Source organism: Streptomyces coeruleofuscus (assembly GCF_039532725.1).
GTDB classification, from domain to species: Bacteria; Actinomycetota; Actinomycetes; order Streptomycetales; family Streptomycetaceae; genus Streptomyces; species Streptomyces coeruleofuscus.
Map to the genome: position 1 here is coordinate 824,049 of NZ_BAAASE010000004.1, position 26,522 is coordinate 850,570.

Here is a 26,522-nt window from a genome sequence, read left to right on the forward strand (position 1 = left end):
TCCGTTCCTCGGACCCGGCCCTCTCGTCGTGCGCGTGCGGGGTGTCAGAACAGCCGCAGCTTGTCGTCCTCGATGCCCCGCAGCGCGTCGTAGTCGAGGACCTGGCAGCCGATGCCGCGGTCGGTCGCGAGGACGCGGGCCTGAGGCTTGATCTCCTGCGCGGCGAAGATGCCACGGACCGGGGCGAGGTGGGGATCGCGGTTCAGCAGCTCCAGATAGCGCGTCAGCTGCTCCACGCCGTCGATCTCGCCGCGTCGCTTGATCTCCACCGCGACGGTCTTGCCGTCGGCGTCCCGGCACAGGATGTCGACCGGGCCGATGGCCGTCGGGTACTCGCGGCGGATCAGGGTGTAGCCGTCGCCGAGTGTCTCGATGCGGTCGGCGAGCAGCTCCTGGAGGTGCGCTTCCACGCCGTCCTTGATCAGGCCGGGATCGACGCCCAGTTCGTGCGAGGAGTCGTGGAGGACTTCCTCCATCGTGATGATGAGCTTCTCGCCCGCCTTGTTGACGACGGTCCAGACGCCCTCATCCTCGCCGGTGCCCTCCTTCAGAGTGCAGGGCGGCGACATCCAGTTCAGGGGCTTGTAGGCCCGGTCGTCGGCGTGGATCGAGACGCTGCCGTCCGCCTTCACCAGGATCAGGCGCGGGGCCGAGGGAAGGTGGGCGGTGAGCCGCCCGGCGTAGTCCACGGAGCAGCGGGCAATGACGAGACGCATGGTCGGCAACGCTACTCGACAGGCACCTGTCGACGCGATTCGCCCTGGAAAACACGTGTTCGGTATTGGCCGATTGTGTGCAGGGTGTGGTCATTGAGAGTGTCTCATCTGCGCATTCTCCTGGTGCCGTCACCGTCGGTTGCTTACGGTATGAACGGGAGGTCGCGATGTGTGTACGCAGCGTGTCCGGTATCGCGAACTCCCTTATCTGTCCGGCAACCCCTGCCCGCCGGGCGGGGGTGCGAGAGGAGAACTCATGTCGCTCGACGTCTCACCGGCCCTACTCGAACAGGCCGAGCGAGGCGAGGTCGACGAAGCGGAATTCGTCGACTGCGTCCGGACCTCCCTGCCCTACGCGTGGGAGATGATCAGCTCCCTGGTGGCACAGCTGAAGGTGGACGGCGGTGCGTTCGCCGACAACCAGACGCCTCCGCCGGACGAGCAGGCACGCGGTCAGTTGCTGCGTGCGCTTGCGAGTGACGCGATACGCGGCGCGCTGCAACGGCACTTCGGTGTGCGGCTGGCCTTCCAGAACTGCCACCGGGTGGCGGTGTTCCCGCTTGACTCCTCGGTCGACGAGAAGCTGGGCCGCTTCACCTCGGTCCGCAGCCAGGTGCTCAACCAGTCACCCGAGTTCCGGGACTGCTGACGCGGCGCCGCTTGCTTGCCGCTCCGTACGCGGGAGGTGCAGTTCTGTACCGGAGCGGCAAGCCCCAGGAACCCATCGTGCTCTCAGACGAGTTGGGGGAGCACCTCGGCCCCCAGCCGCCGTACGTTCTCCTCCGTCGCCGCCAGGTCCCCGGAGCCCTCGACGAGCAGGGCGAAGCGGGAGATGCCGGTCCGCTCGCTGGTCGCCGCCAGCCGGTCGGCACACAGCCGCGGTGTGCCCACCGGGTGCAGTCCGCAGAGCAGTTCGGTGTACGCCAGCGGGTCGCGCATCCGGCGCGTGCGCCCGTCGACCGTGACATGCGCCTCCAGGCCCTGCTTCAGCCAGCCCGGCATCGCCTTCATCAGCGTCTCCGCCGCGTCGGCCCGCCGGTCCGCGATCTGGCAGACGCCCGCCGACACATGGGACGCGCCCAGGATCTCCTCGGGCGGCCGGCCGCACGCCCGCGCGTGCTGCCGCCACAGGGCGACCATCTCGGCCTTCTCCTCGTCCCCGACGTGCATCCCGAGCAGCATCGAGAGGCCGCGCTCGGCCGCCAGCCGCACACTCGCCGGTGAGGTGCAGGCCACGACGAGCTCGGGCCCCTCGGCCTCGGTCAGGGCCTCCGACGGCCGGGGAACCACCGGGACTTCACGGAAGCGGAAGCGCTCCCCGTCGGCCGCCACGGACGCGTCGCGCAGCCAGCGCACCAGGACGTCCAGGGACTCCGGGAACCCCTTCTCGTACGCCTCCAGGCCCGCACCGAACACCTCCAGGTCGACCCACGGGCCGCCGCGCCCGACGCCGAGTGTGAAACGGCCGCCGCTCGTGTGGTGCAGCAGCGCCGCCTGTTCACCGAGGGCCACGGGGTGCGTGGTGGGCAGGACGCTCACCGCCGTACCGACCCGGATGCGGCGGGTGCGGCCGAGCAGTAGAGCGGCCAGGGTGACGGCCGACGGGCACGTGCCGTACGGCACGAAGTGGTGCTCGGCCAGCCAGACCGTGTCGAGCCCCGCCTCCTCGGCGACCTCGGCCGAGCGGACCGCGCGGTGCAGCGCCTCTCCCTCTCCCTGACCGGGGAACTGGGCCGCCAACACGAAACTTCCAACGCGCATTGCTTTCCTGCTTCCTTGGCTCCGACACGGAGCTCCCCCACAGGGCATAACCGTCTGACACGTGCCGAGGACACGGCCGGTCGGGGTATTTTGCGGATTGTCTGCAGAATGGGGCGTTCCGCGCGGAGCCCGGGGAGAGGCCCGGCGGGGGCGCGCCTTGCCCGGAGAGGGACTTGTGGCGATTGGATGGCGTACGTGTACCCCCGTCCGCGCCGCGTAGGCTGGGCACGCCACGTGTCCTGTATAGCCCCGAGAGGTGTCCCGTGTCCCCGCGTCGCAACCGACCCAAGGGCGCCGCTTCGTCCGGCCGGAGCGCCGAGGACGACAGCCCCGGCCGTTACGGCGGCTGGCAGTCCTCGGAGAACTGGCAGGGCGAGAACTGGAGCGTGCGGCACGTGGCCGGCGCGAGCGCGCAGGGCAAGTCGTACCGATGCCCCGGCTGCGACCAGCTGATCCCGGACGGGGTGCCGCACGTGGTGGCCTGGTCGGAGCACACGGGCGTCGACGACCGCCGGCACTGGCACAAGGCCTGCTGGAACGCGCGGGACCGCCGCACCCCGGGGGTGCGGCGGTCCCGTAACGCGCCGAGGTTCTAGGCCCTTCACGGCCTGCGGCTACACGTCCCGCTTCTCCAGCAGCGCGAAGGCGGCGGCGAACGCGACGGCCGTCGCGCCGAGGAGGATCCACAGCGGGTCCCAGCCGGACGGGCCGGACGAGCTGAGGGAGTTGGAGCCGGGGGTGGCGTAGAAGACGCTCAGCTGGCTCGGGATCGAGTACTCGAACAGCGCGTCCCGGACGCCCCGCAGCGACTCCGAGAACATGAACAGCGCGATCACCAGCGGGGCGAGCACGGCGCCGATCATGATGGTGATGGCGCCCGCCGAGTGCCGGATGATCGAGCCGATGGCGAGCGAGAGCAGGCCCAGCAGCGCGACGTACGCCGAGATGCCGACCGTGCCCCTCAGCCACTCCCCGCCGGACGGGTCCTTGGTGCCCTGCCCCTCCAGCATCGCCACGTGCAGGAAGGCGACGAGGGACGCGGACACCAGCGTCACCGCGAACGCGACCAGGAAGAACACGATGCCCTTGGCCGCCAGCACCCGGCCCCGGCTCGGGCACGCGACCATCGTGGTGCGGACCATGCCCGTGCCGTACTCCGAGGCCGTGGTCAGCACGCCCAGCGTGATGATGCACATGCTGCCGAGCAGCAGCCCGAAGAAGCCCAGGCCGATCGGGCTCTCGCCGGACAGGGCCGGGTCGGAGTTCGCCACCACGACGCCGGTCAGCGTGCCGATGCCGATGACGAGCAGGACGAAGACGCCGAGCGTCCACATCGTGGAGCGCACCGACCTGATCTTCGTCCACTCGGAGGCGATGGCATGCCCGAGGTGCGTCCGCACGACCGGGATCGGCGAGGTGTAGCCGGGGTACGAAGAGCCGGGCGCCGCCTCCCAGGCGGGTGCGGCCGGCGGCATCTGGGGCTGAGGGCTGCTCATCGGGGGTCCTCGGGCTTGGTCAGGTCGGAGGTCGGGGCGGGCGCGGGCGCGGCGGGCGCCTGAGGGGCCGGCGCGGCGGGCGCCGCCGGGGGCTGGGGTGCCTGGGCCGCGGGCGGCGCGGGCGTCTGCGGCGGCCCGCCCGCCGGCTGGGCGTACGGGTTGGGCGTTCCCGCGCCGGAGGCACCGGGGGTGATCGGAGCGGCTACGGGCGCTCCCGGTGCTCCCGGTGCGCCGTACGGGCCCGCCGGTGCCTGGCCCGGCGCGCCCTGCGGCGCCATCGTGAACGGCTGCCCGCCCGGCTGGGGCGGCGGCGGGGCGTACCAGCCGGGCTGGCCCTGTCCGGGCACCGGCATCGGGGGCTGCGCCCCGGGCGGCAGCTGCTGCTGGAGCCCTTCCTTCTGGTCGATGGTCGAGCGGTAGTCGACGGCGCCCTGCGTCATCCGCATGTACGCCTCCTCCAGCGAGGCCTGGTGCGGCGACAGCTCCCACAGCCGGATGTCGTGGTCGTGCGCGATGTCGCTGATGCGGGGGAGCGGCAGCCCGGTCACGCGCAGCCCGCCGTCCTGCTCGGGCAGCACGTGCCCGCCCGACTCGGTGAGCGCGGCCGACAGCTTCTCGCGCTGCTGCGGCTCCGTGTCGGGCGTACGGACCCGCGCGAAGTCGGCCGAGTTCGCGGAGATGAAGGCTGTCACGCTCATGTCGGCGAGCAGCTGCCCGCGCCCGATGACGATGAGGTGGTCGGCGGTGAGCGCCATCTCGCTCATCAGGTGGGAGGAGACGAAGACGGTACGGCCCTCCGCCGCGAGTGCCTTCATCAGGTTGCGCACCCAGAGGATGCCCTCGGGGTCGAGGCCGTTGACCGGCTCGTCGAACAGCAGCACCTGCGGGTCGCCGAGCAACGCGGCGGCGATGCCCAGCCGCTGCCCCATGCCGAGGGAGAAGCCCTTGGACCGCTTCTTGGCCACGTCCTGGAGGCCGACGACCCCGAGCACCTCGTCCACCCGTTTGGCCGGGATGCCGGACAGCTGAGCGAGGCTCAGCAGGTGGTTGCGGGCGGCCCGGCCGCCGTGGACGGCCTTGGCGTCCAGGAGGGCACCGACCTGACGGGGGGCGTTGGGCAGCTTGCGGTACGGGTGGCCGCCGATCGTCACATGCCCGGCCGTCGGGTTGTCCAGGCCGAGGATCATCCGCATCGTCGTCGACTTGCCCGAGCCGTTCGGCCCGAGGAAGCCGGTGACGGCCCCCGGCCGCACCTGGAAGGAAAGGTTGTACACAGCGGTCTTGTCGCCGTAGCGCTTGGTCAGGCCGACTGCTTCGATCATGCTCCGCACCCATCGCAAGGTTCAGGACAGCGGGGCACACGCCCCCGTAAGGGTTAGGAGGATATCGAGGCGCTGACGGTTCCGCCCAAATGAAAGTAAAGGGTGGAGCGCGACGCGCCCCGGCAGCCCCGCCTAGGCGTCCCGTTTCTTCAGCAGCACGTACCCGCCGACCAGCGCCGCCAGCACCCACAGCCCCATGATCCCGAGGCCGCCCCACGGACCGTACGGCGTGTCGTCGCCGATGGGCGTGACCACCTGCATGATCTTGCTGCCGGCCTGGTCGGGCAGGAACCGGCCGATCTTCTTCGTCGCGTCGACATTGCCCAGGATGTTGGAGATCAGGAAGAAGAACGGCATCAGGATGCCCAGCGACAGCATCGGCGAGCGCAGCATCGCGGCGACGCCCATGGAGAACATCGCGATCAGCGCCATGTAGAGGCCGCCGCCGAACACCGCGCGCAGCACCCCCGGGTCGCCGATCTCCGCCCGGTGCTCGCCCAGCATCGCCTGCCCCAGGAAGAAGGCGGCGAAGCTGGTGACGAGGCCGACCAGGAGCGCGAGGGCGCTGGCGACCGCGATCTTGCTGAACAGGAAGGAGCCGCGCTGCGGCACGGCGGCCAGCGAGGTGCGGATCATGCCGGTGCTGTACTCGTTCGACACCACCAGCACACCGAACACGATCATCGCGAGCTGCCCGAGGCTCATCCCCGCGAAGCTGATGAACGTCGGGTCGAACTCCGCCCGCTGCTGCGCGCCCATGGAGTCGAACTCGTTCTTGGACAGGGCCGAGATCAGCATGCCGAGGGCGACCGTCACGACCACCACCAGCGACAGGGTCCACACCGTGGACGCCACCGACCGGATCTTCGTCCACTCCGACCGTACGACCTGCGTCGTCGCCATGCTCAGCCCCTCTTCCAGCCGTCGCCCCACTGCTGCCCCGGTGGCTCGGGGCTCGGCCCGCTGTGGGCGTGGTACTCCACCGACCCCGCGGTCAGCTGCATGAACGCCTCCTCGAGCGACGCCTGTTGCGGGCTCAGCTCGTGCAGTGTGATCCCGTGCTGCGCCGCCAGCTCGCCGACGTGCTCGGCCTTGCCGCCGTCCACCTCCAGCACCCCGTCACCGCTCTCGACGGCCACGACCCCGGCCTGCTGCAGCACGTCGAGCAGCCGCTCCCGCTGCGGGCTGCGGACCCGGACGTACGACCGTGAGTTGCGCGCGATGAAGTCGGCCATGGAGGTGTCCGCGAGCAGCCGCCCCTGCCCGATGACGACGAGGTGGTCGGCCGTCAGCGCCATCTCGCTCATCAGGTGGGAGGAGACGAACACGGTCCGGCCCTGTGCCGCCAGGGACTTCATCAGGGTGCGGATCCAGTGGATGCCCTCGGGGTCGAGGCCGTTGACCGGCTCGTCGAACATCAGGATCCGGGGATCGCCGAGCAGCGCGGCCGCGATGCCGAGCCGCTGCCCCATGCCCATCGAGAAGCCCTTGGTCTTCTTCTTCGCGACCGCCGTCAGCCCGACCGTGTCCAGCACCTCCCGCACCCGGCTGCGCGGAATGCCGTTGCTGTGCGCGAGGCACAGCAGATGGTTGTAGGCGGTGCGGCCGCCGTGCCAGGCCTTGGCCTCCAGCAGGGCGCCGATGTACGTCAGCGGATCCTTGAGCTGCTGGTAGTGCTTGCCGTCGATCCGGACGTCGCCTGCGGTCGGGTGGTCGAGACCCAGGATCATCCGCATGGTCGTGGACTTGCCCGCGCCGTTCGGCCCGAGGAAGCCGGTGACGATGCCCGGTCTGACGGTGAAGGACAGGTTGTTGACCGCCACCTTCTCGCCGTAACGCTTGGTCAGCCCCTCCAGCTCAATCATGCCGCCACGCTAGAACGTGACAAAGCCCTCTGCCACCCGAGCGGCAGAGGGCTTTGCGGAGATTCAGACTCCGTATGCCCGCGTGTTACCGGGACTGCTGCGCCGGGACCCCACGGGAGATCGGCTCGTCCTCGGCCGGCGTGCCGGCGGCGGCCACCGCGGCGCCCGTGAGCGTCGCGAGCATCTCGCGGACGTTCGTCAGCTGCGCGTTGATGCTGTCGCGGCGGTTGGTGAGGGCGGCCAGCTCGCGCTCGGATTCCGAACGGATGCGGTCGGCCTTGGCGTTGGCGTCGGCCACGATGTCCTCGGCTTGGCGCTGGGCCGTCTCCACCGTCTGGCGTGCGCGGCGCTCGGCGTCCGTGCGCAGCTTCTCGGCCTCCAGGCGCAGCTGCTCGGCGCGGTGCTCGATCTCGGCGAGGCGCTTCTCGGCCTTGGCCTGACGGGAGGCCAGATCGCGCTCGGACTGCTCGCGGCGCTTGGCGAGGTTCGTCTCGAAGTCGGCGGCGGCCTGGGCGGCCTTGGCGCGGGTCTCCTCGAAGAGGGCGTCCGCCTCCTCGCGCTTGGACTGCGCGTCCTTCTGCGCCTCGGAGCGCAGCTGGGCGGCGTCACTCTTGGCCTTCTCGACGATCCGCAGGCCCTCGTCCTCGGCCTTCGCCTTGCGCTCCGCCGAGTACGACTCGGCGTCGTTGCGCACCTGCTGGGCCGCCGACTCGGCGAGTTCGCGGTGCTGCTCGGCCGCGCGCCGGGCCTCCTCGCGCAGGTCCTTCGCCTCCTCCTCGGCGAGGCGGAGGATCTTCTCGACACGCGCGCCGAGACCCGCGTACGACGGCTCGGCGTCGCTGATCTGGGCCTGGGCGTTCTGCGTCTCGAGGTGGAGCTCCTCGATGCGCTTCTCCAGAGCGGTGATGCGGGCGAGAGCGCTGTCACGGTCGGAGACGAGCTTGGAGATACGTTCGTCCACCTGAGCGCGGTCGTATCCACGCCGCACAAGCTCGAAGCCGTAGGGGGAAGTGTCGCTCATGGGGTTCCTGTCGAATGAGACCGGTGAGGTGATAGGTGGAATCCTAGGGGCCGAAACGGTGTGTCATCGAGCGGATGCGCGTTTGGTCTGCAAAATGAGACCCCTTTTGAGTGGCTAACCGCAGGACTGCTTGCCAAAGACTTGGTCAAAGGCTCCAGCACACACCGGTTTCGCCCCGGTTCGCTAGCTATCCGAGGACTTGCCACCCGAACGGGGTGCGCCGACTGTTGCGCCTGCCTTGACTCCGTTGTCCTTGGCCGGGGACGGGGCCTCAAAGGATTCCAACGCCTCCAGGACGTCCTGGACACGGGAGATCTCGGCGTTGATGTCCTCGCGGCGGCGGACCAGGACCTCCAGCTCGCGCTTGCCCTCCTCGACCGTGCGCTTGGCCTCGCGGATCGCCTCCGCCTTGAGCTCCTCGGCCTCCCGGACCAGCGTGGACTTCTTCTGCTCGGCCTCCTTGAGCAGCCCCTCCGCCTTCTTCACCGCGGCGATACGCACCTTGCCCGCCTCGGAGTTGGCCTCCGAGACGATCTCCTTGGCCTGCGCCTGAGCCTTCGCGAGCTGCTCCTCCGCGGCCTTGACGAGCGCGTCGCAGCGGTCGCCCGCCGACTTCATCGCCTCCGCCGACTCCCGGCGGGCCCGCTCGTGCAGCTCCTCGATCTCCGCCGTGATGCGGTCGCGCAGCTCCTCGGCCCGCTCCCTGATCTGCGTGGCGTCCCGGCGCGCGCCTACCAGCAGCTCGTCCGCGTCCGTACGGGCCTTCTCCACCAGCGAGTTGCCCTCGACCGTCGCCTCGGACACGAGCCGGTCGGCCTCGTTGCGGGCCGCGCCCACCATCGTGTCGGCCTGCGACTCGGCCTCCGCGGTGGTCTTGTGCGCCTGCTGCTGCGCCTCGGTGAGCAGCTTGTCGGCCTCCGCCGTGGTCTCCGTGATGAGCTTGTCGACCTGCTCGGCCGCCTCGGAACGCCGCTTGTTGGCGTCCTTGCGGGCCTCGTCCAGCGTGCGGTCGGCCTCCTCGCGCGCGGAGTTGACGAGCCGCTCCGCCTCCGCCTCGGCGTCCGCCTTGACGCGCTGGGCCTCGCTGCGGACCCGCTCGGCGTGCTGCTGCGCCGAGCCGACCGTCTCGGCGGCCTCGGCCCGCAGCCGCTCCGCCTCGGCGGTGGCCTCCCCGACCAGCTGGTCGGCCGTGGCGACCGACTCGGCCCGCACCCGCTCGGCCTCCGTGGCCGCCTCGGAACGGAGGCGCTCGGCCTCGGAGACGGCTTCCGTGCGGACCCGCTCGGCCTCGGCGACCGTCTCCATCCGCAGCCGGTCGGTCTCCTGGACCGTCTCGGTCGTGAGCCGCTCCGCCTCGTTGCGCGCCTCGGTGATGAGGGTGTCCGCCTGCGTCGCCGCGTCCGAGCGGATGCGGTTGGCGTCCTCGCGGGCGTCCGCCCGGGTGCGCGAGGCGCTCTGCTCGGCCTCCGCGATGGCGTCCGACGCCTCGGTGCGCACCCGCTGGGCGTGCTCGGCGACGTCCTCGCGGATCCGCTCCGCCTCCGCGATCGCCTCGGACATCGTCCGCTCGGCGAGCGCCTTGGCGGCCTCGGACTCCTCGTGCGCCTCGCGCCGCAGCCGGCCGGCGTCCTCGCTCGCCCGCTCCCGCTCGGCGTAGGCGTCGGAACGGACCCGGTCCGCCTCCTCCTGCGCCTCCCGCCGCGTACGGTCCGCCACGTGCTCTGCGGCGCTGCGCAGCCCGGCGATCTCGTCCTGCGCCTGCTCGTGCAGCCCCGCGACGGAGTCCCGGACCTGCTGCGCGTGCTGCTCGGCCGCCGACACCATCTCCGTGGCGCGCCGGTCGGCCTCCTCGACCAGCCGTACGGCCTCGGTCTGCGCCTCCTCTACGCGCTTGCGCGCGGAAGCCAGCAGCTCCTCGCTCTGCTCGCGGGCCCGCTCGCGCTCCTGGTCGGCCTCCTGCCGGGCGGAGCCGAGGACTTCCTCGGCCTCGCGGCGGCGCCGGTTGGCCTCCTCCTGGGCGGCGGCCAGCGTCTCGGACGCCTCCGTGGCCAGACGCTCGGCGGCGGCCTGCGCCTCCGCGCGCACCCGGTCGGCGCTCTCCTGCGCCTCCGACTTCAGCCGCTCGGCCTCGCTCGCGGCCTCCGACCGCAGACGTACGGCGACGGCCTCGCCCTCGGCACGCGCGGCCGACGCGTCGGACGCGGCCTCGTCGCGCAGCCGTTCGGCCTCGGCCTCGGCCTGCTGCTGGAGCGTACGGATCCGCTCGGCGGCCTCGGCGCGCAGCCGCTCGTTCTCCTCGGCGGCCTCGCGGCGGATCCGCGCGGCCTCCTCCCGGGCGTCGGACAGCGCCTGCTCGGCGGCGGCGAGCCGCTCCTCCGCCTCCGTCTGGAGCCGCGTCAGCTCCTGTGCGGCCTCGGCGCGGCGGGCCTCTATGGCCCGCTCGGTCTCCTCGTGCAGCTCCCGCGCCGCACGCTCGGCGTCCGCCTTGAGGGCCTCGGCCTGCTCGACGACCTCCTCGCGGTGCCGCTCGGCCTCCTGCCGGGTGCGCTGAAGGGTTTCCTCGGCCTGCCGGCGCAGGGTCGTCGCCCGCTCGATGGCCTCGGTACGGACCTTCTCGCTGTCCGTCTGGGCCGTCGTCCGCAGCTCGTCCGCGTCTGCCTTCGCCTTGGCGAGCAGCTCCTCGGCGGACCTCGCCGCCTCCTCGATCTGCGCCACGGCCTCCCTACGGGCCTCGGCGCGGATCTTCTCGCCCTCGTCGACCGCGTCGGCCCGGAGCTGCTCGGCCTCGCCGCGCAGCCGGCGGGCCTCCTCCTGGAGCTCGACCGTCTTGGCGCGGTACTCCTTGGTGTCGTCCTTCGCCGCGCCCTTGAGCTCCTCGGCGATGTCGTGTGCCTCGGCGCGCAACCGGTCCGCCTCGGCCTCGGCCTCCCTGCGGATCCGCTCGGCCTCCTCGGCCGCGGCCCTGGTGGTCTTCTTGGCGTCCTCCGACGCCTTGTTGAGCACGTCCTCGGCGGTCTTGGCCGCCTTGGACAGCTGGGTCGCCGTCTCCTCGGCCGTGAGCGTGCGGGCCTTCTCGGAGGCCTCCGCGACGATCTTCTCCGCCTCGGCGCGGGCGTCCGCGACGAGCTGCTCGGCCTCGGTCTTGGTGTTCTCGGCCTCCTTCGTGGCCTCCTCGACCAGCCGGGCGACCTGCTCCTTGGCGGTGCGCGTGCGCGTCTCGTTGGCGGACTCAGCGCTCGCCAGGGCCTTGGCGGCGGCCTCCTTGGCCTCGGCGACCAGCTTCTCCGACTCGGACTGCGCCTTGCGCAGCGCCTCCTCGGCCTCGGCCATCCGCTGCTCGGCGGCCTTGCTCAGCTCCTGGGCCCGGCGGCGCTCGGACTCCGACTCCGAGGCCGTGGACGTCCGCAGCTGCTCGGCGTGGTCGGTGGCCTCCTGGGCCTGCGTCGAGGCGGCGTTGAGCAGCCGCTCGGCGTCCGTGCGGGCACGCCGCAGGATCTGCTCGGCCTCCGCGCGGGCCTCCTCGGCCGCGCCCGTCAGCCGCTGCCGGGCCTCGGTCGTCAGCCGCTCGGCCTCCGCGCGGGCGGTGGCCAGGGCCTGCTCGGCCTCGGCGCGGGACTCGTCCAGCAGCCGGCGGGCCTGCTGCTCGGTGCGGGCCCGCAGCTGCTCCGCCCACGCCACGTTCTCGTTGACGTGCGACTCGACCGTCTGGCGGCGCTCGGCCAGCTCCTGGTCGAGCTGCTGGCGCCGGGTCACCGCCTCCTGGTGCAGCTCCGCCTGGAGCCGGGCCGCCTGCTCGGCGTGCTCCTGGAGGATCCGCTGGGTCTGGGCCCGGGCCTCGCTCAGCTCCCGCTCGGCATCCGTACGGATCTGGTCGGCCTGCATCTGCGCGTTGCGCAGCAACTGCTCGGCCTGCCAGCCGATGTCGCCGCCGTCGAAGGAGGGCCGGGACATGATGGTGCGCCGCGCCTCGTGCAGCTTGGCGCGCAGCACCTCGACCTGGTAGCCGAGGTCCTCGGCGTGCTGGATCGCCTTTTCCCGCTCGGTCTTCAGCCGCTTCATCTCGGCTTCGAACCGAGAGAGGTGGTCGACGTCAGCCGCCGGCTCTCGCTCCTGGCTCTCGTAGCCCCGCACTGCGCGGTCCCATCCGTCCCCTGGTCGCAACTCTCTCCAAACGAGCTCCGTCCATCCGCCGAACGGGGCCCCCGGGGAATGGTGTCAGATCATCGGCGGAGCAGAGGCTGCTGCCCCGACGCTCGTCCCCCGAAACCCGGACCCCGGTGGTCCTGCCGTCGCACGGCGGGACCGCGGTCACCCTGGCTGAGCGGCGACCGCCCCCAACCCTACCGGCCCCTATGTACGAGGGTCAGTGCTCAGGTGACTCAACGGCCGCCGAAGTGACCAGTTCTGTCAGTACGCCATGGCAGTCCTTGGGGTGCAGGAAGGTGATCCGTGACCCCATGGAGCCGCGTCGCGGCTCTTCGTAGAGCACGCGTACGCCCTTGTCCTTGATGTCCGCGGCCTCGGCGTCCACGTCCGCCGTGCCGAAGGCGATGTGGTGGACGCCCTCCCCGTTCTTCGCCAGCCACTTCGCGACGGTGGAGTCCTCGCGGGTCGGCTCCAGGAGCTGGAGGTACGAGGCGCCGCCGTCGGACGTATCGTTGATCTTGAGCATGGCCTCGCGCACGCCCTGCTCCTCGTTGACCTCGGAGTGGAACACCTCGAAGCCGTAGGTGGCACGGTAGAACTCGACGGTCTTGTCGAGGTCGAAACAGGCGATCCCGATGTGGTCGATTCGCGTCAGCATGGATTCAGTGCAGCGCTCCGGAGGTGGTTACGCAACGTGCGCGCGATCACACCGACAGCCCGATGACGGGGTGGCGTACCGGTCAGTACATTCGAAGTAAACCCTCGTTCACTCCTCGGCTGTGCAGCCGGTAAGGGGATCGCAGCTCATGTCTTCTGCTACGACCAGCTCGGTGATCGTCTCGGGGGCGCGTACGCCCATGGGGCGGTTGCTCGGTTCGCTGAAGTCCTTCTCCGGAGCCGACCTCGGCGGCTTCGCGATCAAGGCCGCCCTCGACCGTGCGGGGATCGGTGGCGACCAGGTGCAGTACGTGATCATGGGTCAGGTGCTCCAGGCCGGGGCGGGGCAGATCCCGGCGCGCCAGGCCGCCGTCAAGGCGGGTATCCCCATGAACGTGCCGGCGCTGACCATCAACAAGGTGTGTCTGTCGGGCCTCGACGCCATCGCGCTCGCCGACCAGCTGATCCGCGCGGGTGAGTTCGACGTGATCGTCGCGGGCGGCCAGGAGTCGATGACCAACGCCCCGCACCTGCTGCCCAAGTCCCGCGAGGGCTACAAGTACGGCGCCATCCAGATGCTCGACGCCATGGCCCACGACGGTCTGACGGACTCCTTCGACGGCGTCGCCATGGGCGAGTCGACCGAGAAGCACAACACCCGCCTCGGCATCGCGCGGCCCGAGCAGGACGAGATCGCCGCCCTGTCGCACCAGCGGGCCGCCGCCGCGCAGAAGAACGGCCTGTTCGAGGCCGAGATCACGCCGGTGGAGATCCCGCAGCGCAAGGGCGACCCGGTGCTGTTCAGCAAGGACGAGGGGATCCGGGGCGACACCACCGCGGAGTCCCTCGGGAAGCTGCGTCCCGCCTTCGCCAAGGACGGCACGATCACGGCCGGCTCGGCGTCGCAGATCTCCGACGGTGCCGCCGCCGTCGTGGTGATGAGCAAGGCCAAGGCGCAGGAGCTCGGCCTGGAGTGGATCGCCGAGATCGGGGCGCACGGGAACGTGGCCGGGCCGGACAACTCGCTCCAGTCCCAGCCGTCCAACGCGATCCTGCACGCGCTCAAGAAGGAGGGTCTTGAGGTTTCGGACCTCGACCTGATCGAGATCAACGAGGCGTTCGCGGCGGTCGCCGTGCAGTCGATGAAGGACCTCGGGGTGTCCACCGAAAAGGTGAATGTCAACGGCGGTGCCATTGCCCTGGGTCACCCGATCGGGATGTCCGGTGCGCGGCTCGTGCTGCACCTCGCGCTGGAGCTGAAGCGGCGCGGCGGTGGCGTGGGCGCGGCCGCGCTGTGCGGTGGCGGTGGTCAGGGTGACGCGCTGATCGTGCGGGTGCCGAAGGCCTGAGCACCGGTTTTCGGATCTCCCTCATCTGAACGGAGCTGTGATGCAGGACGTCTCCACGCTGGTCGCCCAGGCCAGGGAGGGCCGGCCGCGGGCCGTGGCCCGGCTGATCTCCCTGGTGGAGGGGGCGTCCCCGCAGCTCAGGGAGGTCATGGCGGCGCTCGCGCCGCTGGCGGGCAACGCGTACGTGGTCGGGCTGACCGGGTCGCCCGGGGTCGGAAAGTCCACGTCGACGTCGGCGCTGGTGACCGCGTACCGCAAGCAGGACAAGCGGGTCGGCGTGCTGGCCGTCGACCCGTCGTCCCCGTTCTCCGGGGGTGCGCTGCTCGGGGACCGGGTGCGGATGTCGGAGCACGCGTCGGACCCGGGCGTGTACATCCGGTCCATGGCCACGCGCGGGCATCTGGGCGGGCTCGCGTGGGCCGCGCCGCAGGCCATCAGGGTGCTGGACGCGGCGGGGTGTGACGTGATCATCGTCGAGACGGTGGGTGTGGGGCAGTCCGAGGTGGAGATCGCCTCGCAGGCGGACACGTCCGTCGTGCTGCTCGCGCCGGGGATGGGCGACGGGATCCAGGCGGCCAAGGCCGGGATCCTGGAGATCGGTGACGTGTACGTCGTGAACAAGGCCGACCGGGACGGGGCGGACGCGACGGCTCGCGAGCTGAACCACATGCTGGGGCTGGGGGAGGCCCGGCGTCCCGGGGACTGGCGCCCGCCCATCGTGAAGACGGTCGCCGCGCGCGGGGAGGGCATGGACGAGGTCGTCGAGGCCCTGGAGAAGCACCGGGCCTGGATGGAGGAGCGGGGGGTGCTCGCGGAGCGGCGCATGGCCCGTGCGGCACGGGAGGTCGAGACGATCGCGGTGACGGCGCTGCGGGAGCGGATCGGGGACCTGCACGGCGACCGGCGCCTCGGGGCGCTCGCGGAGCGGATCGTGGCGGGGGAGCTGGATCCGTATCGGGCGGCTGACGAACTGGTCGCGGGGTTGACGGAGGGCTGAGCGGGTGCCTCCCGCGGTTGGGCGGGGTGCCTGCGGCGGCCTGTGGCTGCTTCGGTGGGGTGCGCGTAGCGCCTGGGGCGGACACCCCCCGACACGTCCCCTTCCGTGCGTTCGCGGGTGCGGGCGCGTCGTGGCCGCCCTAGCTGCGGGCAATCGTGCCTCCCTCAGTGCCTTAAGGGCCTGGGAGGTGCCCCCAGGCGGCACGGGTGGGCGCAGCGGCACCCCGTTCCGCCGGGTTGCGGACCCACCCGGCCTCAGCACCAGTGCCGAGCACCTCGACGCCCCGGCGTCAGCAGCGACGCCGGGGCGGCAGGAAAGCGGCCGGACCTGATCAGTCCTGGTCGTCGGAGTCGTCGTCCTGGTCGTCCGAGTGGTCCGCCGTGACCTTGCCCGTGCCGAGGTCGATCTTCCAGTCCTGCTCGGCGCCGCCGGACTTGTGCGTCTCGGCCTCCCAGGACTTGTTCTTGCCGTCCTCGTCCAGGTCGACGGACGTCACCGTGCCCTTGCCGGCGGCGGCCTTCGCGGCCTCCTCGGCCGTCACGGAAGAGCCCTTGAGCGCCGCCCGCACCTGAGCCGTGTCGTCCTCGTCGTCGTCGGCGTGCGAGCCGAGGACCTTGCCGTTGGACGGGTCGATACGGACGCTGTGCCAGCCGTTGTCGCCGGAGAGGACGTCGACCTTCCAGATCACCTTGGCGCTGTCGTCCTCGTCGTCCAGCTCCGCGGACACGGCCGTGCCAGGCGTGTGCTTCAGCGCGGAGGCGATGGCCTCGGACGCCGTCACGTGGGCGGAAGCGGCCCGCGCGGCGTCGTCGTCGCGGCCGTTGGCGTCGTCGCGGTCGTCCTGTGCGTCCGCGCCGTCCTGGTCGTCGCGGCCGTCGTCGTCCGACAGCCGGGTGTTCGCCGCCTGCCGCGCCGAGCCCTGGTCGTCTCCCGTGGTCGCGAGAGCCGTGGCCGTACCGCCTCCGATCAGAGCGGCAGCGGTCACAGCGGCGATCACGATGTTGCGCTTCATGCGGATTCCTCCCGAGTCGTTTCGTTTTCGACGTGTTCCAATCTGGCTGACCGACGCTGAGAGGAACCTGAAGACCCCTGAAGGGATCTTCAGCTTGGCTTTGCCACTCTTTACCCATGCGCCTGTTGATCGTGGAGGACGAGAAGCGGCTGGCCCTGTCGCTCGCCAGGGGCCTGACGGCCGAGGGGTATGCCGTGGACGTCGTCCACGACGGACGGGAGGGCCTGCACCAGGCCTCGGAGGGCACGTACGACCTGGTGATCCTCGACATCATGCTGCCCGGCCTCAACGGCTACCGGGTCTGTGCCGCCCTGCGCGCCGCCGGGCACGAGGTGCCGATCCTGATGCTCACCGCCAAGGACGGCGAGTACGACGAGGCCGAGGGGCTCGACACCGGCGCGGACGACTACCTGACCAAGCCCTTCTCGTACGTCGTGCTCGTCGCCCGGGTCAAGGCGCTGCTGCGGCGGCGCGGGGTGGGTGCCGGGGCCTCGCCCGTGCATGTGCACGGAGACCTGAAGGTGGACACCGCGGCTCGGCGGGTGTTCCTGGGGGAGGACGAGGTCGCCCTGACCGCCAAGGAGTTCTCCGTGCTGGAGCACCTCGTGCTGCGGGCCGGGGAGGTCGTGTCCAAGTCCGACATCCTCGAACACGTGTGGGACTTCGCGTACGACGGGGATCCCAACATCGTCGAGGTGTACGTCAGCACCCTGCGGCGGAAGCTGCGGGCGGGGCTGATCCGGACCGTGCGCGGCGCCGGGTACCGGCTGGAGACGTCGCCGTGAGGCGGCTGTTCGGGTCCGTCCGGGCGCGGGCCACACTGGGAGCCACGCTCGTGGTCGCGGTGGCGCTCGTCGCGGCCGGGGCCGCCGTCCTGCTGTCCCTGAAGTCCAACCTGATGGGCGAGGCCGGCACCCGGGCGGAGCGCTCCGCGCGGGCGGTCGCCTCCCAGCTCGCCGCCGGGACGCCGTACGACAAGCTGTCCGGGCTGGACGGCGACGACGGGCCGGTCCAGGTCCTCGCCGGGAAGAAGCGGCTGGTGGCGGCCAGCGAGGACCTGGAGAAGATCAGCGGTACCGACTCCGACCGGGTGAAGCCGCAGGCCCCGGTGGCGCCCGGCGGGGACGACGCCGACGACTCCGACGACCACGAAGAGGACCTCGAACCGGGGGAGATCGCCGGGGAGAGCACCTTCAAGAACGGGTCCGCGACGATCGACGGCGACGCGGAGGACTACCGGTTCGCCGCCATCGAGGTCGAGACCCACGACCGGGGGCGTCTGAAGGTCTACGCCGGTGCACCGCTGGCCGCCGAGCACGGGGCCGTGCAGACCGCGCTGACGGTGATGCTGATCGGTTTCCCGCTGCTGCTCAGCGTCGTCGCGGGGGTGACCTGGCTGGTCACCCGGCGGGCGCTGCGGCCGGTGGAGGGCATCCGGAGCGAGATGGCCGCGATCACCGCCTCCCAGGACCTCGCGCGCCGTGTCCCGGAGCCGCAGACGCACGACGAGGTCGCCCGGCTCGCCCGGACGACGAACGAGACGCTGGCGGCCCTGGAGACCTCCGTGGAGCGGCAGCGGCGCTTCGTCGCCGACGCCTCCCACGAGCTGCGGAGCCCGATCGCCTCGCTGCGCACGCAGCTGGAGGTGGCCGCCGCGCATCCCGAGCTGCTGGACCTCGACGGGGCCGTGGAGGACACCGTACGGCTCCAGCGGCTCGCCGCCGACCTGCTGCTGCTCGCCCGGCTGGACGCGGGGGAGCGGCCGGGCGACGCGAAGGTCGACCTCGCCGGGCTGGCCCGGGAGGCCGCCGAGGGGCGGAAGGGTGTGACGGTGGACGCGGAGCCGGTGAACGTGGCCGGATCGCGCGGGCAGTTGGGCCGTGTCCTGGCCAATCTGCTCGACAACGCCCAGCGGCACGCCCGGTCGGCCGTCACCGTGAGCGTGCGACGGGAGGGTGACCTGGCCCTGGTCGGGGTGGCGGACGACGGGGACGGCGTGCCCGCGTCCGACCGGGAGCGGATCTTCGAGCGGTTCGTACGGCTGGACGCCGCCCGCAGCCGTGACGACGGCGGTGCCGGGCTGGGGCTCGCCATCGCCCGGGACGTCGCCGTACGCCACGGCGGCACGCTCACGGCCGCCCAGGGGCCCGCGGGCGGAGCCCTGTTCGAACTCCGCCTGCCGCTCGCCTAGGGCGTGTCGGTCGGGTCATGCCGCGGACGCGGGGCCTGTCGTCGCGCCGGGGCCGCACGGCCCCGGTACGCCGTCCGGGTCACGGGCGTCCGCGCTGGCCGCGCAGGTGCTCGGCGATGGGCTTGAGGCCCTTGTCGAGCTCCGTCAGGGCCTCGGGCGACAGCAGGTCGATGAAGTGCCTCCGCACGGACGCCACATGGTGGGGCGCGACCTTCTGCATCGTCGCCATGCCGTGCTCGGTGAGGACCGCGTAGAGCCCTCGGCGGTCGGACTCGCAGTTCTCCCGCCGGACCAGGTTCGCGTTCTCCATGCGAGTGATCTGGTGCGAGAGGCGGCTCTTGGACTGGAGGGTGGCGGAGGCGAGGTCGCTCATCCGCATCCGCTGGTCCTCCGACTCGGAGAGATTCACCAGGATCTCGTAGTCGTTCATTGTCAGGCCGAACGGCTGCAGGTCCTTTTCGAGCTGGTACGTCAACAGCCTGTTGACCTCCAGGTGGGTGCGCCAAGCGCACTGCTCCGCATCGGTCAGCCAGCGGGTGGCCGTCTCGGTCTCCATGAATGAAGTCTACCTAAAAGGTTGAAAGGCGAACTAGTGAGGGTTTTCTTGTGACGGAGCGCACCAGCCGAACATCGGTGCGCAGGCGTTCGATGTCACACTCCGCAGACTACCGCTCACAGCCCGAAGCGACGCTGGAGGTCCCCCAGCTGTCCGGGAAGACGCGGTACGCCGGACTGGCCCGCCTGGGGGCTGTGCGCCCCGCCGCCGGGCACTCCGGCCTGGTGCGGAACGGCCCCCGTGGCGTGCTCGGCCATGAGGGTCTCGGAGGACTGGAGCAGGACCGTGCCGGCGCCGACGAACTCGAACTGGTGCTCCTCCCCGGAGGTCCCGCCGAGGCCCGTCAGTGCACGTAGACCGCCCATTACGCCGGTCATGTACCCGTGGTCGTAGTGGTGGCACGGCGAGGGGCAGTCGGCCCATCCGACCAGGGCCTGGGGGTCGACCCGGATGGGGGGTTCCATGAACACCACCGGGCCGTTCGACGCGGCCACGAACTTTCCGGTTCCGATGAGGGTCAGGAAACCCGGCACGATTGATTGCTTCAGCGACAGAGTTGGCTGAAAAGCGAGGAGGTTGCCCGAGCGAATGGTCAGGTTGCCGTTCTCGAGGTCGTACGAGTTCACGTCGAAGGCCCGGTCGGCGAGGAGCATCTTGCCCGAACCCTCCGCCACGACCCAGTCGCTCGCGTGCAGTGGCGAATGGAAGGACGTGCGGACCAGACGGTCCAGCCGGCCGTGCCCGACGCCGTTGAAGTCGATCGAGCCGTAGTAGGCGATCATCTTCCCCTTCTGGAGGAACCACTGGCTCCCCTTGAGTTCCACGCAGAAGGTGTAGGGATTGACGTTGTCGTCGGGCGGCAGTGTCGCCGGGTCGAAGACCGCGGGGCCGGCGCCCGGGGTTCCGTACGTGCTCACAGCTTCTCCTCCGACGCCTGGACGTACACCGCACCGCTGCCGCTGAGCTCCAGCTGGAACGCCTCGCCCGAGCCGCGGCCCACCATGTCCCGCCACCCCAGGGCGGTGGACAGCTTGTTGCGGACGTCACCGTGGTGGGCGACGTAGGCCTGCGGGTCCACGTGCACCGGCCGCTGGGGTGTGACCGGGATCTCGATCACTCCGCCATGGGCCATGACCGCGACGGCCCCGTGCCCCTTGAGCGTGGTCGTGAACAGCCCCTGGCCGCTGACCTGCCCGCGCACCATGCCCATGACGCCGCCCTGCGAGCCCAGGAACATCGTGCCCTGCTGGAGCGTGCCCTCGAAGGCCAGGAGACGGTCCGCCTCGACGTACAGCGTGTCGCCGGCGAGCTGGATCACCTGGACGTGGTGGCCGCCGTGCCCGAAGAGGACGGTGCCGCTGCCCTCGACCGTCATCAGGGGCGTGTCCTCGTCGGCGACCCGGCGGCCGATCATCGACATGAGTCCGCCCTGCCCGCCGGCCGTGCTGGGCGTGAAGGACACCTCGCCCTGGTAGGCGAGCATCGCGCCGCGCTGGCTGAACAGCCGCCGGCCCGGCGCGACGGTCGCCTCGATCATCTTCGCGTTGATCTCCCGGAAGGCCATGTCACACGTCTCCCGCGATCGTGTTCCGCTCGCTCGGCTGCACGTACACCAGCCCGTCTCCCTCGAACCGCATCTGGAAGGCCTCGCCGCCGCCCTCCCCGAGCAGCGTGCGGAACGTCACACCGGACTGGAAGGACTGCCGCAGATTCCCCTGGTGCGCTACGTACGCCCCCGGGTCGACGGTCAGCGGGTACTGCGGGCTGACGCGCAGCACCACCGCCGGGCCGTCCGACATGATCGCCGCCTGGCCGTGGCCCTCGACGGTCGTCGTGAACAGCCCGTTGCCCTGCGAGGCGCCGCGCAGGCCGGTGAACTCCGTCCCCGTGCGCAGCCCGCCGTCGGTCGCGAGCAGGTTGCTCGACTCCACGTAGAGCTTGTCGCCCTGGACGGCGACCAGGTTGATCTCGGAGGCGCGGTCCGCGAACCAGCAGGTCCCCCGCCCTTTCACCTCCATCAAGGTCATCTGCTCACCGGTCAGCCGCCGGGTCACCATGCCTCGTATGCCCTCGCCGCCGCCGCTGAGCTTCTTGAAGGCCATCTCGCCGTCGTACGCCACCATCGAGCCGTTCTTCGCCTTCACGGCGTCCCCGGTCATGTCGACGGCGAGCACCTTGCTGCTCTGAAGTCGGAACATCGCCACGTACGTGAAGGTAGCCGCAGGTCGGGCACCACGGACAGGGCCTGTGGGTGGAGAACGACCCTGACCCCACCCCTAGGGGTGTCCGCCCTCAGCGGTTTGCCACAATGGGCCGGACGCTTGTGCGTGCGTTCACAAACCGTCAGGCCCCACAGACCGTTCAGATCGATCAGACCGCCGCGTCTCTCCCACCGAAGGTGACCCGTGGACCTCAAGACCGCCACCGCCATCCGCCGCCTCCGCCTGGTCTCGGCCCCCGAGGCGATCTCCTTCCTCCTCCTGCTGATCTGCTCGGTGCTGAAGCGGACCACGGACTTCAACGCCGTGCCGGTGATGGGCATGGTGCACGGTGTCCTGTTCATCCTGTACGTGATCTTCTGGGCCGACGCGTGGAACCGGACGAAGTGGCCGGTGAAGACCGCCGCGCTGTACTTCGTGCTGTCGGTGCTCCCGGCCGGCGGGTTCTTCGCCGAGCGCAAGCTGCGGCGTGAGGCCGAGGACGCGGTCATCGCGTCCCGGGCGCGCCAGGAAGGGGCGGTGAAGGCGTGATCGTCGCCTTTTCCGTGACGCCGCTGGGCGTCGGCGAGGACGTGGGGGAGTACGTCGCCGACGCCGTCCGCGTGGTGCGCGAGTCGGGCCTGCCCCACCGGACCGACGCGATGTTCACCTCGATCGAGGGCGAGTGGGACGAGGTCATGGACGTCGTCAAGCGCGCCGTCGCCGCGGTCGAGCAGCGGGCTCCGCGTGTGTCCCTGGTCCTCAAGGCGGACATCCGCCCCGGAGTGACGGACGGGCTCACCTCCAAGGTGGAGACGGTGGAGCGGCATCTCGCCGAGTAGACCGTAAGGACCACAGCCCCGGCTCTTCATGGGCCGGGGCTTCTTCGTGTCCTGGCGAGGCGCAAACGTGCCCTGCGCACCGGGCAGTTCCCTCTGATGACCCGTGCGGCTCGCGGAGTCCGGCGCACCGACCCACGATGAGGGCTCAGGGCCGACCGCCGTCCCGCTGCCGGACACGGCGGCCGCCGTCTGCCCAGCGAAGGAAGGGCCTGCCGGTGAACACTTCGACGTATACGTCCCAGTCGGCGTTCGACGGCTCCAGGCTGCGCGTCATCCTGCTCGTCGATCTCCACGAAGGCGCCCAGCAGCGGTTCCTCGACGCGTACGAGCACATGCGCAGCCGGGTCGCGTCGGTTCCCGGTCACCTCGGTGACCAACTGTGCCAGTCCGTGGAGAACCCGTCCCAGTGGCTCATCACCAGCGAATGGGCGACAGCGCCGCCGTACCTCGCCTGGGTGAACAGCGAAGAGCACCTGGAGACCGTCAGGCCCATGCAGGACTGCGTCCGGGACATCCGGTCGATGCGTTACAGCATCGTCCGTGAGACCGGGCGTGCGCTCCCGCCCACCGCCGGGACCGCTGACGGGGCCCAGGCGCCGGTGCGGATGGGTGACGGAGTGACGCGCCATGCGCTGACGTTCACCGTCAAGCCCGGCTCCGAGTCGAAGGTCGCGGACATCCTCGCCGGATACGCGCCGCCCCAGGCCCGCGCCGACGACTCCACCCGACTGCGCCGCACGACGCTGTTCATGCACGGCAACCGAGTCGTACGCACCGTCGAGGTGGAGGGCGATCTGCAGACGGCGCTGCGCCACGTCTCGCGTCAGCCGGAGGTGCGGGCCGTCGAGGAAGCCCTCAATCCGCACCTGGAACAGAGCAGGGATCTGACCGACCAGGCCTCGGCGCGGGCCTTCTTCATCCGCGCGGCCATGCCGGCCGTACACCATGTGGCGCGTGGCGGACCGGAGCCGGAGGGGCTGCGGCGTCACGCCCTGTACTACCCGGCCCGTGAGGGTTGCGGGATGGTGCTGGCCCGGCTGCTCGCCCAGCAGGACGAGACCGCCGCGGCCGACCCCGCCGGGCCCGTGCACCGCAGCACCGTCTTCCACCGGGACGACCTGGTCGTCCGTCTCATCGACACGCGGGATCCCGAGACCGATCCGGTCAGGGTGCTCGGCCTGCACGGCAAGAGGAAGGCCGCCGTGCTGGCCCGCCTGCTCGACGGCGCCGCACTCGGCGTCGAAGGGCCGCTCTCGGGCGACCGGGACGCCACCCGCCTCCTGGCGCACACCGACATGACGCTGGTCACCGATCGCAGGGCTGCCCAGTCCTGACCTTCCGTGGACACACCCGCCCAAGGACAAACCCCACAGACCGACCTGGAGACGGACCATGTACAAGACGCGCCCGCGCATCGTGGACCTCAGCGAGACCGAGCCCAACCGCAAGCGTGGCGGCGACCTGCGCACCCTGCTCACGCCCCTCACGGTGGGTTCCACGAGCGGGTTCATGGGCCTGGCCATCATGCAGCCGGGGGAACGCATCAGCGAGCACTACCACCCGTACTCGGAGGAGTTCGTCTACGTCGTCCAGGGCGAGCTGGAAGTCGACCTGGACGACGTGACACACCCGATCCGCGCCGACCAGGGCCTCATGGTCCCCATCGGCATGCGGCACCGCTTCCGCAACATCGGTGACGTGGAAGCCCGCATGGTCTTCCATCTGGGGCCGCTTGCTCCCAAGCCGAGCATGGGCCACGTCGACACGGAGGCCGTCCCGGGGAACGCGAGCGGCGAGACGTACCCGGCCGTGCAGGGGGACGGCGCGCAGCCCGAACGCCGCGGGGTGCCCTCGTGACCCGGCGGGTGGCGGTCACCGGCATCGGTGTCGTCGCCCCGGGCGGCATCGGGGTGCAGGCCTTCTGGGACCTCCTCTCGGGCGGCCGTACCGCGACGCGCGGCATCACACTGTTCGATCCCGAGGGACTGCGTTCACGTATCGCGGCCGAGTGCGACTTCGACCCGCTCGCGCACGGGCTCGATCCCGACCTGGTCGAACGCGCCGACCGGTACATACAGTTCGCCCTCGTCGCCGCCGCGGAGGCGGTGGCCGACTGCGGCATCGACTTCGGCGCCGAGGACCCGTGGCGCGTGGCCGTCTCGCTCGGCAGCGCCGTGGGCGGCACGACCCGCCTGGAGCACGACTACGTCCTGGTCAGCGAGCGAGGGCAACGCTGGGACGTCGACCACCGCGCCGCCGGCCCGCACCTGCACCGGGCGTTCTCGCCCAGCACCCTCGCGTCCGACGTCGCCGAGTACTTCGGCGCCCAGGGGCCGGTGCAGACCGTGTCGACCGGCTGCACCTCCGGACTCGACGCGGTGGGCTACGGCTTCCACACGATCGAGGACGGCCGCGCCGACATCTGCATCGCCGGAGCGTCCGACTCCCCGATCTCCCCGATCACCATGGCCTGCTTCGACGCCATCAGGGCGACATCGCCGAACAACGACGACCCCGCGCACGCCTCCCGGCCCTTCGACGCCCACCGCGACGGATTCGTCATGGGAGAGGGCTCCGCCGTGCTCGTCCTGGAGGAGCTCGAACACGCCCGTGCCCGCGGCGCGCACGTCTACTGCGAGATCGGCGGCTACGCCACCTTCGGCAACGCGTACCACATGACCGGGCTGACCAGCGAGGGCCTGGAGATGGCCAGGGCCATCGACACCGCGCTCGGACAGGCCCGTCTGGATCCCTCACTCATCGACTACGTCAACGCGCACGGCTCGGGCACCCGCCAGAACGACCGTCACGAGACCGCCGCGGTCAAGCGGTCCCTGGGCGCCCACGCCTACGACACCCCCATGAGTTCGATCAAGTCCATGGTGGGCCACTCGCTCGGTGCGATCGGCGCGATCGAGGTCGTCGCCTGCGTGCTGGCCCTGGCCCACCAGGTGGTCCCGCCGACGGCGAACTACGAGACCCCGGACCCCGAGTGCGACCTGGACTACGTACCGCGCACCGCACGCCCGCGCAAGCTCGCCAACGTGCTGTCCGTGGGCAGCGGCTTCGGCGGGTTCCAGTCCGCGGTGCTCCTGACGGGGCCGGCCGGGAGGAAACGATGAGTGCTCAGCCGAACCGCCGCACCGCCATCACGGGGATCGGTGTGGTCGCGCCCAACGGTCTGCACACGGAGACCTACTGGAAGTCCGTCAAGGAGGGCCTGTCCGTACTCGACCGGATCACCCGGGAGGGGTGCGGGCACCTTCCGCTCCGCGTCGCCGGCGAGGTCCGGGGCTTCGACGCCTCGGCCCTCATCGAGGAGACCTTCCTCGTCCAGACCGACCGGTTCAGCCACTTCGCGATGGCCGCCGCGAGTGCGGCCCTCAAGGACGCGGGACTGAGCGACGCGGCCACCGACTCCCCGTACTCCGTCGGTGTCGTCACCGCCGCCGGATCCGGTGGCGGTGAATTCGGCCAGCGGGAGCTGCAGAAGCTGTGGGGGCAGGGGTCCCGGTTCGTCGGTCCCTACCAGTCCATCGCCTGGTTCTACGCGGCCAGCACCGGCCAGATATCGATCCGCAGCGGATTCAAGGGCCCCTGCGGCGTGGTGGCGAGCGACGAGGCCGGCGGCCTGGACGCCGTCGCGCACGCCGCCCGGACCGTGGGGCGGGGGACCGACGTGGTCGTGGCCGGGGCGGCCGAAGCACCGCTCGCTCCGTACTCCATGGTCTGCCAGCTCGGGTACCCGGAACTCAGCACGGTCGACGACCCGGCACGGGCCTACCGGCCCTTCACCTCAGCGGCCTGCGGCTTCGTTCCGGCGGAGGGCGGTGCCGTGCTGGTCGTCGAGGACCTGGACCGCGCACGCCGACGTGACGCGGACGTCCGCGCCACCGTGGCGGGCCATGCGGCCACCTTCACCGGAGCCTCGCGCTGGGACCGCTCACGGGAGGGACTCGCCCACGCCATCCGCGGTGCCCTCGACGAGGCCGGCTGCGCACCGGAGGAGATCGACGTGGTCTTCGCCGACGCGATGGGTGTCCCGGAGGCGGACCGCGCCGAGGCCCTCGCCCTCGCCGACGCCCTGGGGCCGCACGGCACCCGCGTGCCCGTCACGGCTCCCAAGACCGGCATCGGACGGTCCTACTGCGGGGCACCCCTGCTGGACGTCGCGGCCGCGGTGATGGCCATGGAAGAAGGGCGGATCCCGCCCACGCCCAACGTCTTCGACATCTGCCACGACATCGACCTGGTGACGTCGACGGCGCGCCCGGCCGAACTGAGCACGGCCCTGGTCCTCAGCCGTGGACTGATGGGCTCCAACGCGGCGCTGGTGCTGCGCCGCGACCCGGGACCGGCCGCCCGGTGAAGCCCACCGCATCCGTACGACAAA

The 26,522-nt window shown here is 71.2% G+C and carries 26 protein-coding genes; 12 read left to right on the forward strand and 14 right to left on the reverse strand.

What is annotated here, in order from left to right:
• Positions 1-44 precede the first annotated feature (44 nt).
• Positions 45-716 (reverse strand): endonuclease NucS, encoded by a 672-nt coding sequence (nucS, locus tag ABFX81_RS19155; protein WP_010040116.1) that lies wholly within the window; start codon positions 714-716, stop codon positions 45-47.
• Between the two features lie 256 nt (positions 717-972).
• Here nucS and ABFX81_RS19160 point away from each other — a divergent pair, with 256 nt between their 5' ends.
• The gene (locus ABFX81_RS19160) at positions 973-1,365 is read left to right on the forward strand and encodes an SCO5389 family protein (RefSeq protein WP_030246492.1); all 393 of its coding nucleotides are present in this window, start codon (positions 973-975) and stop codon (positions 1,363-1,365) included.
• An 83-nt stretch (positions 1,366-1,448) separates the two neighbouring features.
• Here the strand turns inward: ABFX81_RS19160 and ABFX81_RS19165 are convergent, their stop codons facing one another.
• Positions 1,449-2,477: an LLM class flavin-dependent oxidoreductase gene (locus tag ABFX81_RS19165; protein ID WP_086852237.1), complete on the reverse strand. Its 1,029-nt coding sequence runs from the start codon at positions 2,475-2,477 to the stop codon at positions 1,449-1,451.
• Positions 2,478-2,740: 263 nt separating this feature from the next.
• Between ABFX81_RS19165 and ABFX81_RS19170 the strand changes: the two genes are divergently transcribed.
• Positions 2,741-3,073, forward strand: coding sequence for an ATP/GTP-binding protein (locus ABFX81_RS19170; RefSeq protein ID WP_086852239.1), 333 nt, complete (start codon positions 2,741-2,743; stop codon positions 3,071-3,073).
• An 18-nt stretch (positions 3,074-3,091) separates the two neighbouring features.
• Here the strand turns inward: ABFX81_RS19170 and ABFX81_RS19175 are convergent, their stop codons facing one another.
• The 7 genes from ABFX81_RS19175 to mce all read right to left on the reverse strand — a co-directional run bounded on the left by ABFX81_RS19175 (position 3,092) and on the right by mce (position 12,985).
• Positions 3,092-3,973: an ABC transporter permease subunit gene (locus ABFX81_RS19175; RefSeq protein WP_086852241.1), complete on the reverse strand. Its 882-nt coding sequence runs from the start codon at positions 3,971-3,973 to the stop codon at positions 3,092-3,094.
• Entirely contained in the window at positions 3,970-5,295 is a 1,326-nt protein-coding gene (locus ABFX81_RS19180) for an ABC transporter ATP-binding protein (RefSeq protein ID WP_346138358.1), read from the reverse strand. Before ABFX81_RS19180 ends, ABFX81_RS19175 begins: the two co-directional genes overlap by 4 nt.
• 132 nt (positions 5,296-5,427) lie before the next feature.
• On the reverse strand, positions 5,428-6,198 hold the full coding sequence (locus tag ABFX81_RS19185) for an ABC transporter permease (RefSeq protein WP_086844631.1): 771 nt from the start codon (positions 6,196-6,198) through the stop codon (positions 5,428-5,430).
• A 2-nt stretch (positions 6,199-6,200) separates the two neighbouring features.
• Positions 6,201-7,160 carry an ATP-binding cassette domain-containing protein gene (locus ABFX81_RS19190; protein WP_086844634.1) on the reverse strand — a complete coding sequence of 320 codons (960 nt, stop codon included), beginning with the start codon at positions 7,158-7,160 and terminating at the stop codon, positions 6,201-6,203.
• Positions 7,161-7,245: 85 nt separating this feature from the next.
• Positions 7,246-8,181 (reverse strand): coiled-coil domain-containing protein, encoded by a 936-nt coding sequence (locus ABFX81_RS19195; RefSeq protein ID WP_059417189.1) that lies wholly within the window; start codon positions 8,179-8,181, stop codon positions 7,246-7,248.
• Between the two features lie 183 nt (positions 8,182-8,364).
• Positions 8,365-12,312 carry a polarized growth protein Scy gene (gene scy / locus ABFX81_RS19200; RefSeq protein ID WP_086844636.1) on the reverse strand — a complete coding sequence of 1,316 codons (3,948 nt, stop codon included), beginning with the start codon at positions 12,310-12,312 and terminating at the stop codon, positions 8,365-8,367.
• A 232-nt stretch (positions 12,313-12,544) separates the two neighbouring features.
• Entirely contained in the window at positions 12,545-12,985 is a 441-nt protein-coding gene (gene mce / locus ABFX81_RS19205) for a methylmalonyl-CoA epimerase (protein WP_059417187.1), read from the reverse strand.
• Positions 12,986-13,133: 148 nt separating this feature from the next.
• On the opposite strand from mce, the gene ABFX81_RS19210 reads away from it, so the two are divergent.
• A complete protein-coding gene (locus tag ABFX81_RS19210) occupies positions 13,134-14,333 on the forward strand; it encodes an acetyl-CoA C-acyltransferase (protein ID WP_086844638.1) in 1,200 nt (399 codons plus the stop codon).
• A 40-nt stretch (positions 14,334-14,373) separates the two neighbouring features.
• Complete coding sequence (gene meaB, locus ABFX81_RS19215; protein ID WP_086844639.1) at positions 14,374-15,330, forward strand: methylmalonyl Co-A mutase-associated GTPase MeaB; 957 nt, start codon at positions 14,374-14,376, stop codon at positions 15,328-15,330.
• 331 nt (positions 15,331-15,661) lie between these two features.
• On the opposite strand, the gene ABFX81_RS19220 is transcribed toward meaB, so the two are convergent.
• The gene (locus ABFX81_RS19220) at positions 15,662-16,342 is read right to left on the reverse strand and encodes a PepSY domain-containing protein (RefSeq protein WP_086844641.1); all 681 of its coding nucleotides are present in this window, start codon (positions 16,340-16,342) and stop codon (positions 15,662-15,664) included.
• 116 nt (positions 16,343-16,458) lie between these two features.
• Between ABFX81_RS19220 and ABFX81_RS19225 the strand changes: the two genes are divergently transcribed.
• Positions 16,459-17,127: a response regulator gene (locus ABFX81_RS19225; protein ID WP_086844643.1), complete on the forward strand. Its 669-nt coding sequence runs from the start codon at positions 16,459-16,461 to the stop codon at positions 17,125-17,127.
• Positions 17,124-18,533 carry an ATP-binding protein gene (locus ABFX81_RS19230; protein ID WP_086844645.1) on the forward strand — a complete coding sequence of 470 codons (1,410 nt, stop codon included), beginning with the start codon at positions 17,124-17,126 and terminating at the stop codon, positions 18,531-18,533. Before ABFX81_RS19225 ends, ABFX81_RS19230 begins: the two co-directional genes overlap by 4 nt.
• Positions 18,534-18,612: 79 nt before the next feature.
• Here ABFX81_RS19230 and ABFX81_RS19235 read toward each other — a convergent pair whose 3' ends face one another.
• The 4 genes from ABFX81_RS19235 to ABFX81_RS19250 all read right to left on the reverse strand — a co-directional run bounded on the left by ABFX81_RS19235 (position 18,613) and on the right by ABFX81_RS19250 (position 21,287).
• Positions 18,613-19,089: a MarR family winged helix-turn-helix transcriptional regulator gene (locus ABFX81_RS19235; protein ID WP_086844647.1), complete on the reverse strand. Its 477-nt coding sequence runs from the start codon at positions 19,087-19,089 to the stop codon at positions 18,613-18,615.
• A 116-nt stretch (positions 19,090-19,205) separates the two neighbouring features.
• Entirely contained in the window at positions 19,206-20,006 is an 801-nt protein-coding gene (locus ABFX81_RS19240) for an AIM24 family protein (RefSeq protein ID WP_086844649.1), read from the reverse strand.
• A complete protein-coding gene (locus ABFX81_RS19245) occupies positions 20,003-20,653 on the reverse strand; it encodes an AIM24 family protein (RefSeq protein ID WP_086844651.1) in 651 nt (216 codons plus the stop codon). Before ABFX81_RS19245 ends, ABFX81_RS19240 begins: the two co-directional genes overlap by 4 nt.
• Position 20,654: 1 nt before the next feature.
• Entirely contained in the window at positions 20,655-21,287 is a 633-nt protein-coding gene (locus tag ABFX81_RS19250) for an AIM24 family protein (protein WP_086844653.1), read from the reverse strand.
• A 207-nt stretch (positions 21,288-21,494) separates the two neighbouring features.
• Between ABFX81_RS19250 and ABFX81_RS19255 the strand changes: the two genes are divergently transcribed.
• The 6 genes from ABFX81_RS19255 (at position 21,495) to ABFX81_RS19280 (ending at position 26,498) form a co-directional block, all read left to right on the forward strand.
• A complete protein-coding gene (locus tag ABFX81_RS19255) occupies positions 21,495-21,839 on the forward strand; it encodes a DUF3817 domain-containing protein (RefSeq protein WP_086844655.1) in 345 nt (114 codons plus the stop codon).
• The gene (locus tag ABFX81_RS19260) at positions 21,836-22,129 is read left to right on the forward strand and encodes an MTH1187 family thiamine-binding protein (RefSeq protein ID WP_086844657.1); all 294 of its coding nucleotides are present in this window, start codon (positions 21,836-21,838) and stop codon (positions 22,127-22,129) included. The genes ABFX81_RS19255 and ABFX81_RS19260 overlap by 4 nt, the downstream gene beginning before the upstream one ends.
• A gap of 215 nt (positions 22,130-22,344) precedes the next feature.
• Positions 22,345-23,463: a SchA/CurD-like domain-containing protein gene (locus tag ABFX81_RS19265; RefSeq protein ID WP_086844659.1), complete on the forward strand. Its 1,119-nt coding sequence runs from the start codon at positions 22,345-22,347 to the stop codon at positions 23,461-23,463.
• Between the two features lie 58 nt (positions 23,464-23,521).
• Positions 23,522-23,986 carry a cupin domain-containing protein gene (locus tag ABFX81_RS19270; RefSeq protein WP_086844661.1) on the forward strand — a complete coding sequence of 155 codons (465 nt, stop codon included), beginning with the start codon at positions 23,522-23,524 and terminating at the stop codon, positions 23,984-23,986.
• Entirely contained in the window at positions 23,983-25,251 is a 1,269-nt protein-coding gene (locus ABFX81_RS19275) for a beta-ketoacyl-ACP synthase II (RefSeq protein WP_086844663.1), read from the forward strand. The genes ABFX81_RS19270 and ABFX81_RS19275 overlap by 4 nt, the downstream gene beginning before the upstream one ends.
• On the forward strand, positions 25,248-26,498 hold the full coding sequence (locus ABFX81_RS19280; RefSeq protein WP_086844665.1) for a beta-ketoacyl synthase N-terminal-like domain-containing protein: 1,251 nt from the start codon (positions 25,248-25,250) through the stop codon (positions 26,496-26,498). Before ABFX81_RS19275 ends, ABFX81_RS19280 begins: the two co-directional genes overlap by 4 nt.
• Positions 26,499-26,522: the final 24 nt, after the last annotated feature.

Excerpts from the sequence above, each read along its gene's own strand:
- ABFX81_RS19160 (WP_030246492.1), top strand. The coding sequence starts at position 973 with ATGTCGCTCGACGTCTCACCGGCCCTACTCGAACAGGCCGAGCGAGGC.
- ABFX81_RS19250 (WP_086844653.1), bottom strand. The coding sequence starts at position 21,287 with ATGTTCCGACTTCAGAGCAGCAAGGTGCTCGCCGTCGACATGACCGGG.
- ABFX81_RS19190 (WP_086844634.1), bottom strand. The coding sequence starts at position 7,160 with ATGATTGAGCTGGAGGGGCTGACCAAGCGTTACGGCGAGAAGGTGGCG.
- mce (WP_059417187.1), bottom strand. The coding sequence starts at position 12,985 with ATGCTGACGCGAATCGACCACATCGGGATCGCCTGTTTCGACCTCGAC.
- ABFX81_RS19225 (WP_086844643.1), top strand. The coding sequence starts at position 16,459 with ATGCGCCTGTTGATCGTGGAGGACGAGAAGCGGCTGGCCCTGTCGCTC.
- ABFX81_RS19175 (WP_086852241.1), bottom strand. The coding sequence starts at position 3,973 with ATGAGCAGCCCTCAGCCCCAGATGCCGCCGGCCGCACCCGCCTGGGAG.
- ABFX81_RS19270 (WP_086844661.1), top strand. The coding sequence starts at position 23,522 with ATGTACAAGACGCGCCCGCGCATCGTGGACCTCAGCGAGACCGAGCCC.
- ABFX81_RS19195 (WP_059417189.1), bottom strand. The coding sequence starts at position 8,181 with ATGAGCGACACTTCCCCCTACGGCTTCGAGCTTGTGCGGCGTGGATAC.
- ABFX81_RS19235 (WP_086844647.1), bottom strand. The coding sequence starts at position 19,089 with ATGGAGACCGAGACGGCCACCCGCTGGCTGACCGATGCGGAGCAGTGC.
- ABFX81_RS19245 (WP_086844651.1), bottom strand. The coding sequence starts at position 20,653 with ATGGCCTTCCGGGAGATCAACGCGAAGATGATCGAGGCGACCGTCGCG.
- nucS (WP_010040116.1), bottom strand. The coding sequence starts at position 716 with ATGCGTCTCGTCATTGCCCGCTGCTCCGTGGACTACGCCGGGCGGCTC.
- meaB (WP_086844639.1), top strand. The coding sequence starts at position 14,374 with ATGCAGGACGTCTCCACGCTGGTCGCCCAGGCCAGGGAGGGCCGGCCG.
- ABFX81_RS19185 (WP_086844631.1), bottom strand. The coding sequence starts at position 6,198 with ATGGCGACGACGCAGGTCGTACGGTCGGAGTGGACGAAGATCCGGTCG.
- ABFX81_RS19210 (WP_086844638.1), top strand. The coding sequence starts at position 13,134 with ATGTCTTCTGCTACGACCAGCTCGGTGATCGTCTCGGGGGCGCGTACG.
- ABFX81_RS19220 (WP_086844641.1), bottom strand. The coding sequence starts at position 16,342 with ATGAAGCGCAACATCGTGATCGCCGCTGTGACCGCTGCCGCTCTGATC.
- ABFX81_RS19165 (WP_086852237.1), bottom strand. The coding sequence starts at position 2,477 with ATGCGCGTTGGAAGTTTCGTGTTGGCGGCCCAGTTCCCCGGTCAGGGA.
- ABFX81_RS19180 (WP_346138358.1), bottom strand. The coding sequence starts at position 5,295 with ATGATCGAAGCAGTCGGCCTGACCAAGCGCTACGGCGACAAGACCGCT.
- ABFX81_RS19280 (WP_086844665.1), top strand. The coding sequence starts at position 25,248 with ATGAGTGCTCAGCCGAACCGCCGCACCGCCATCACGGGGATCGGTGTG.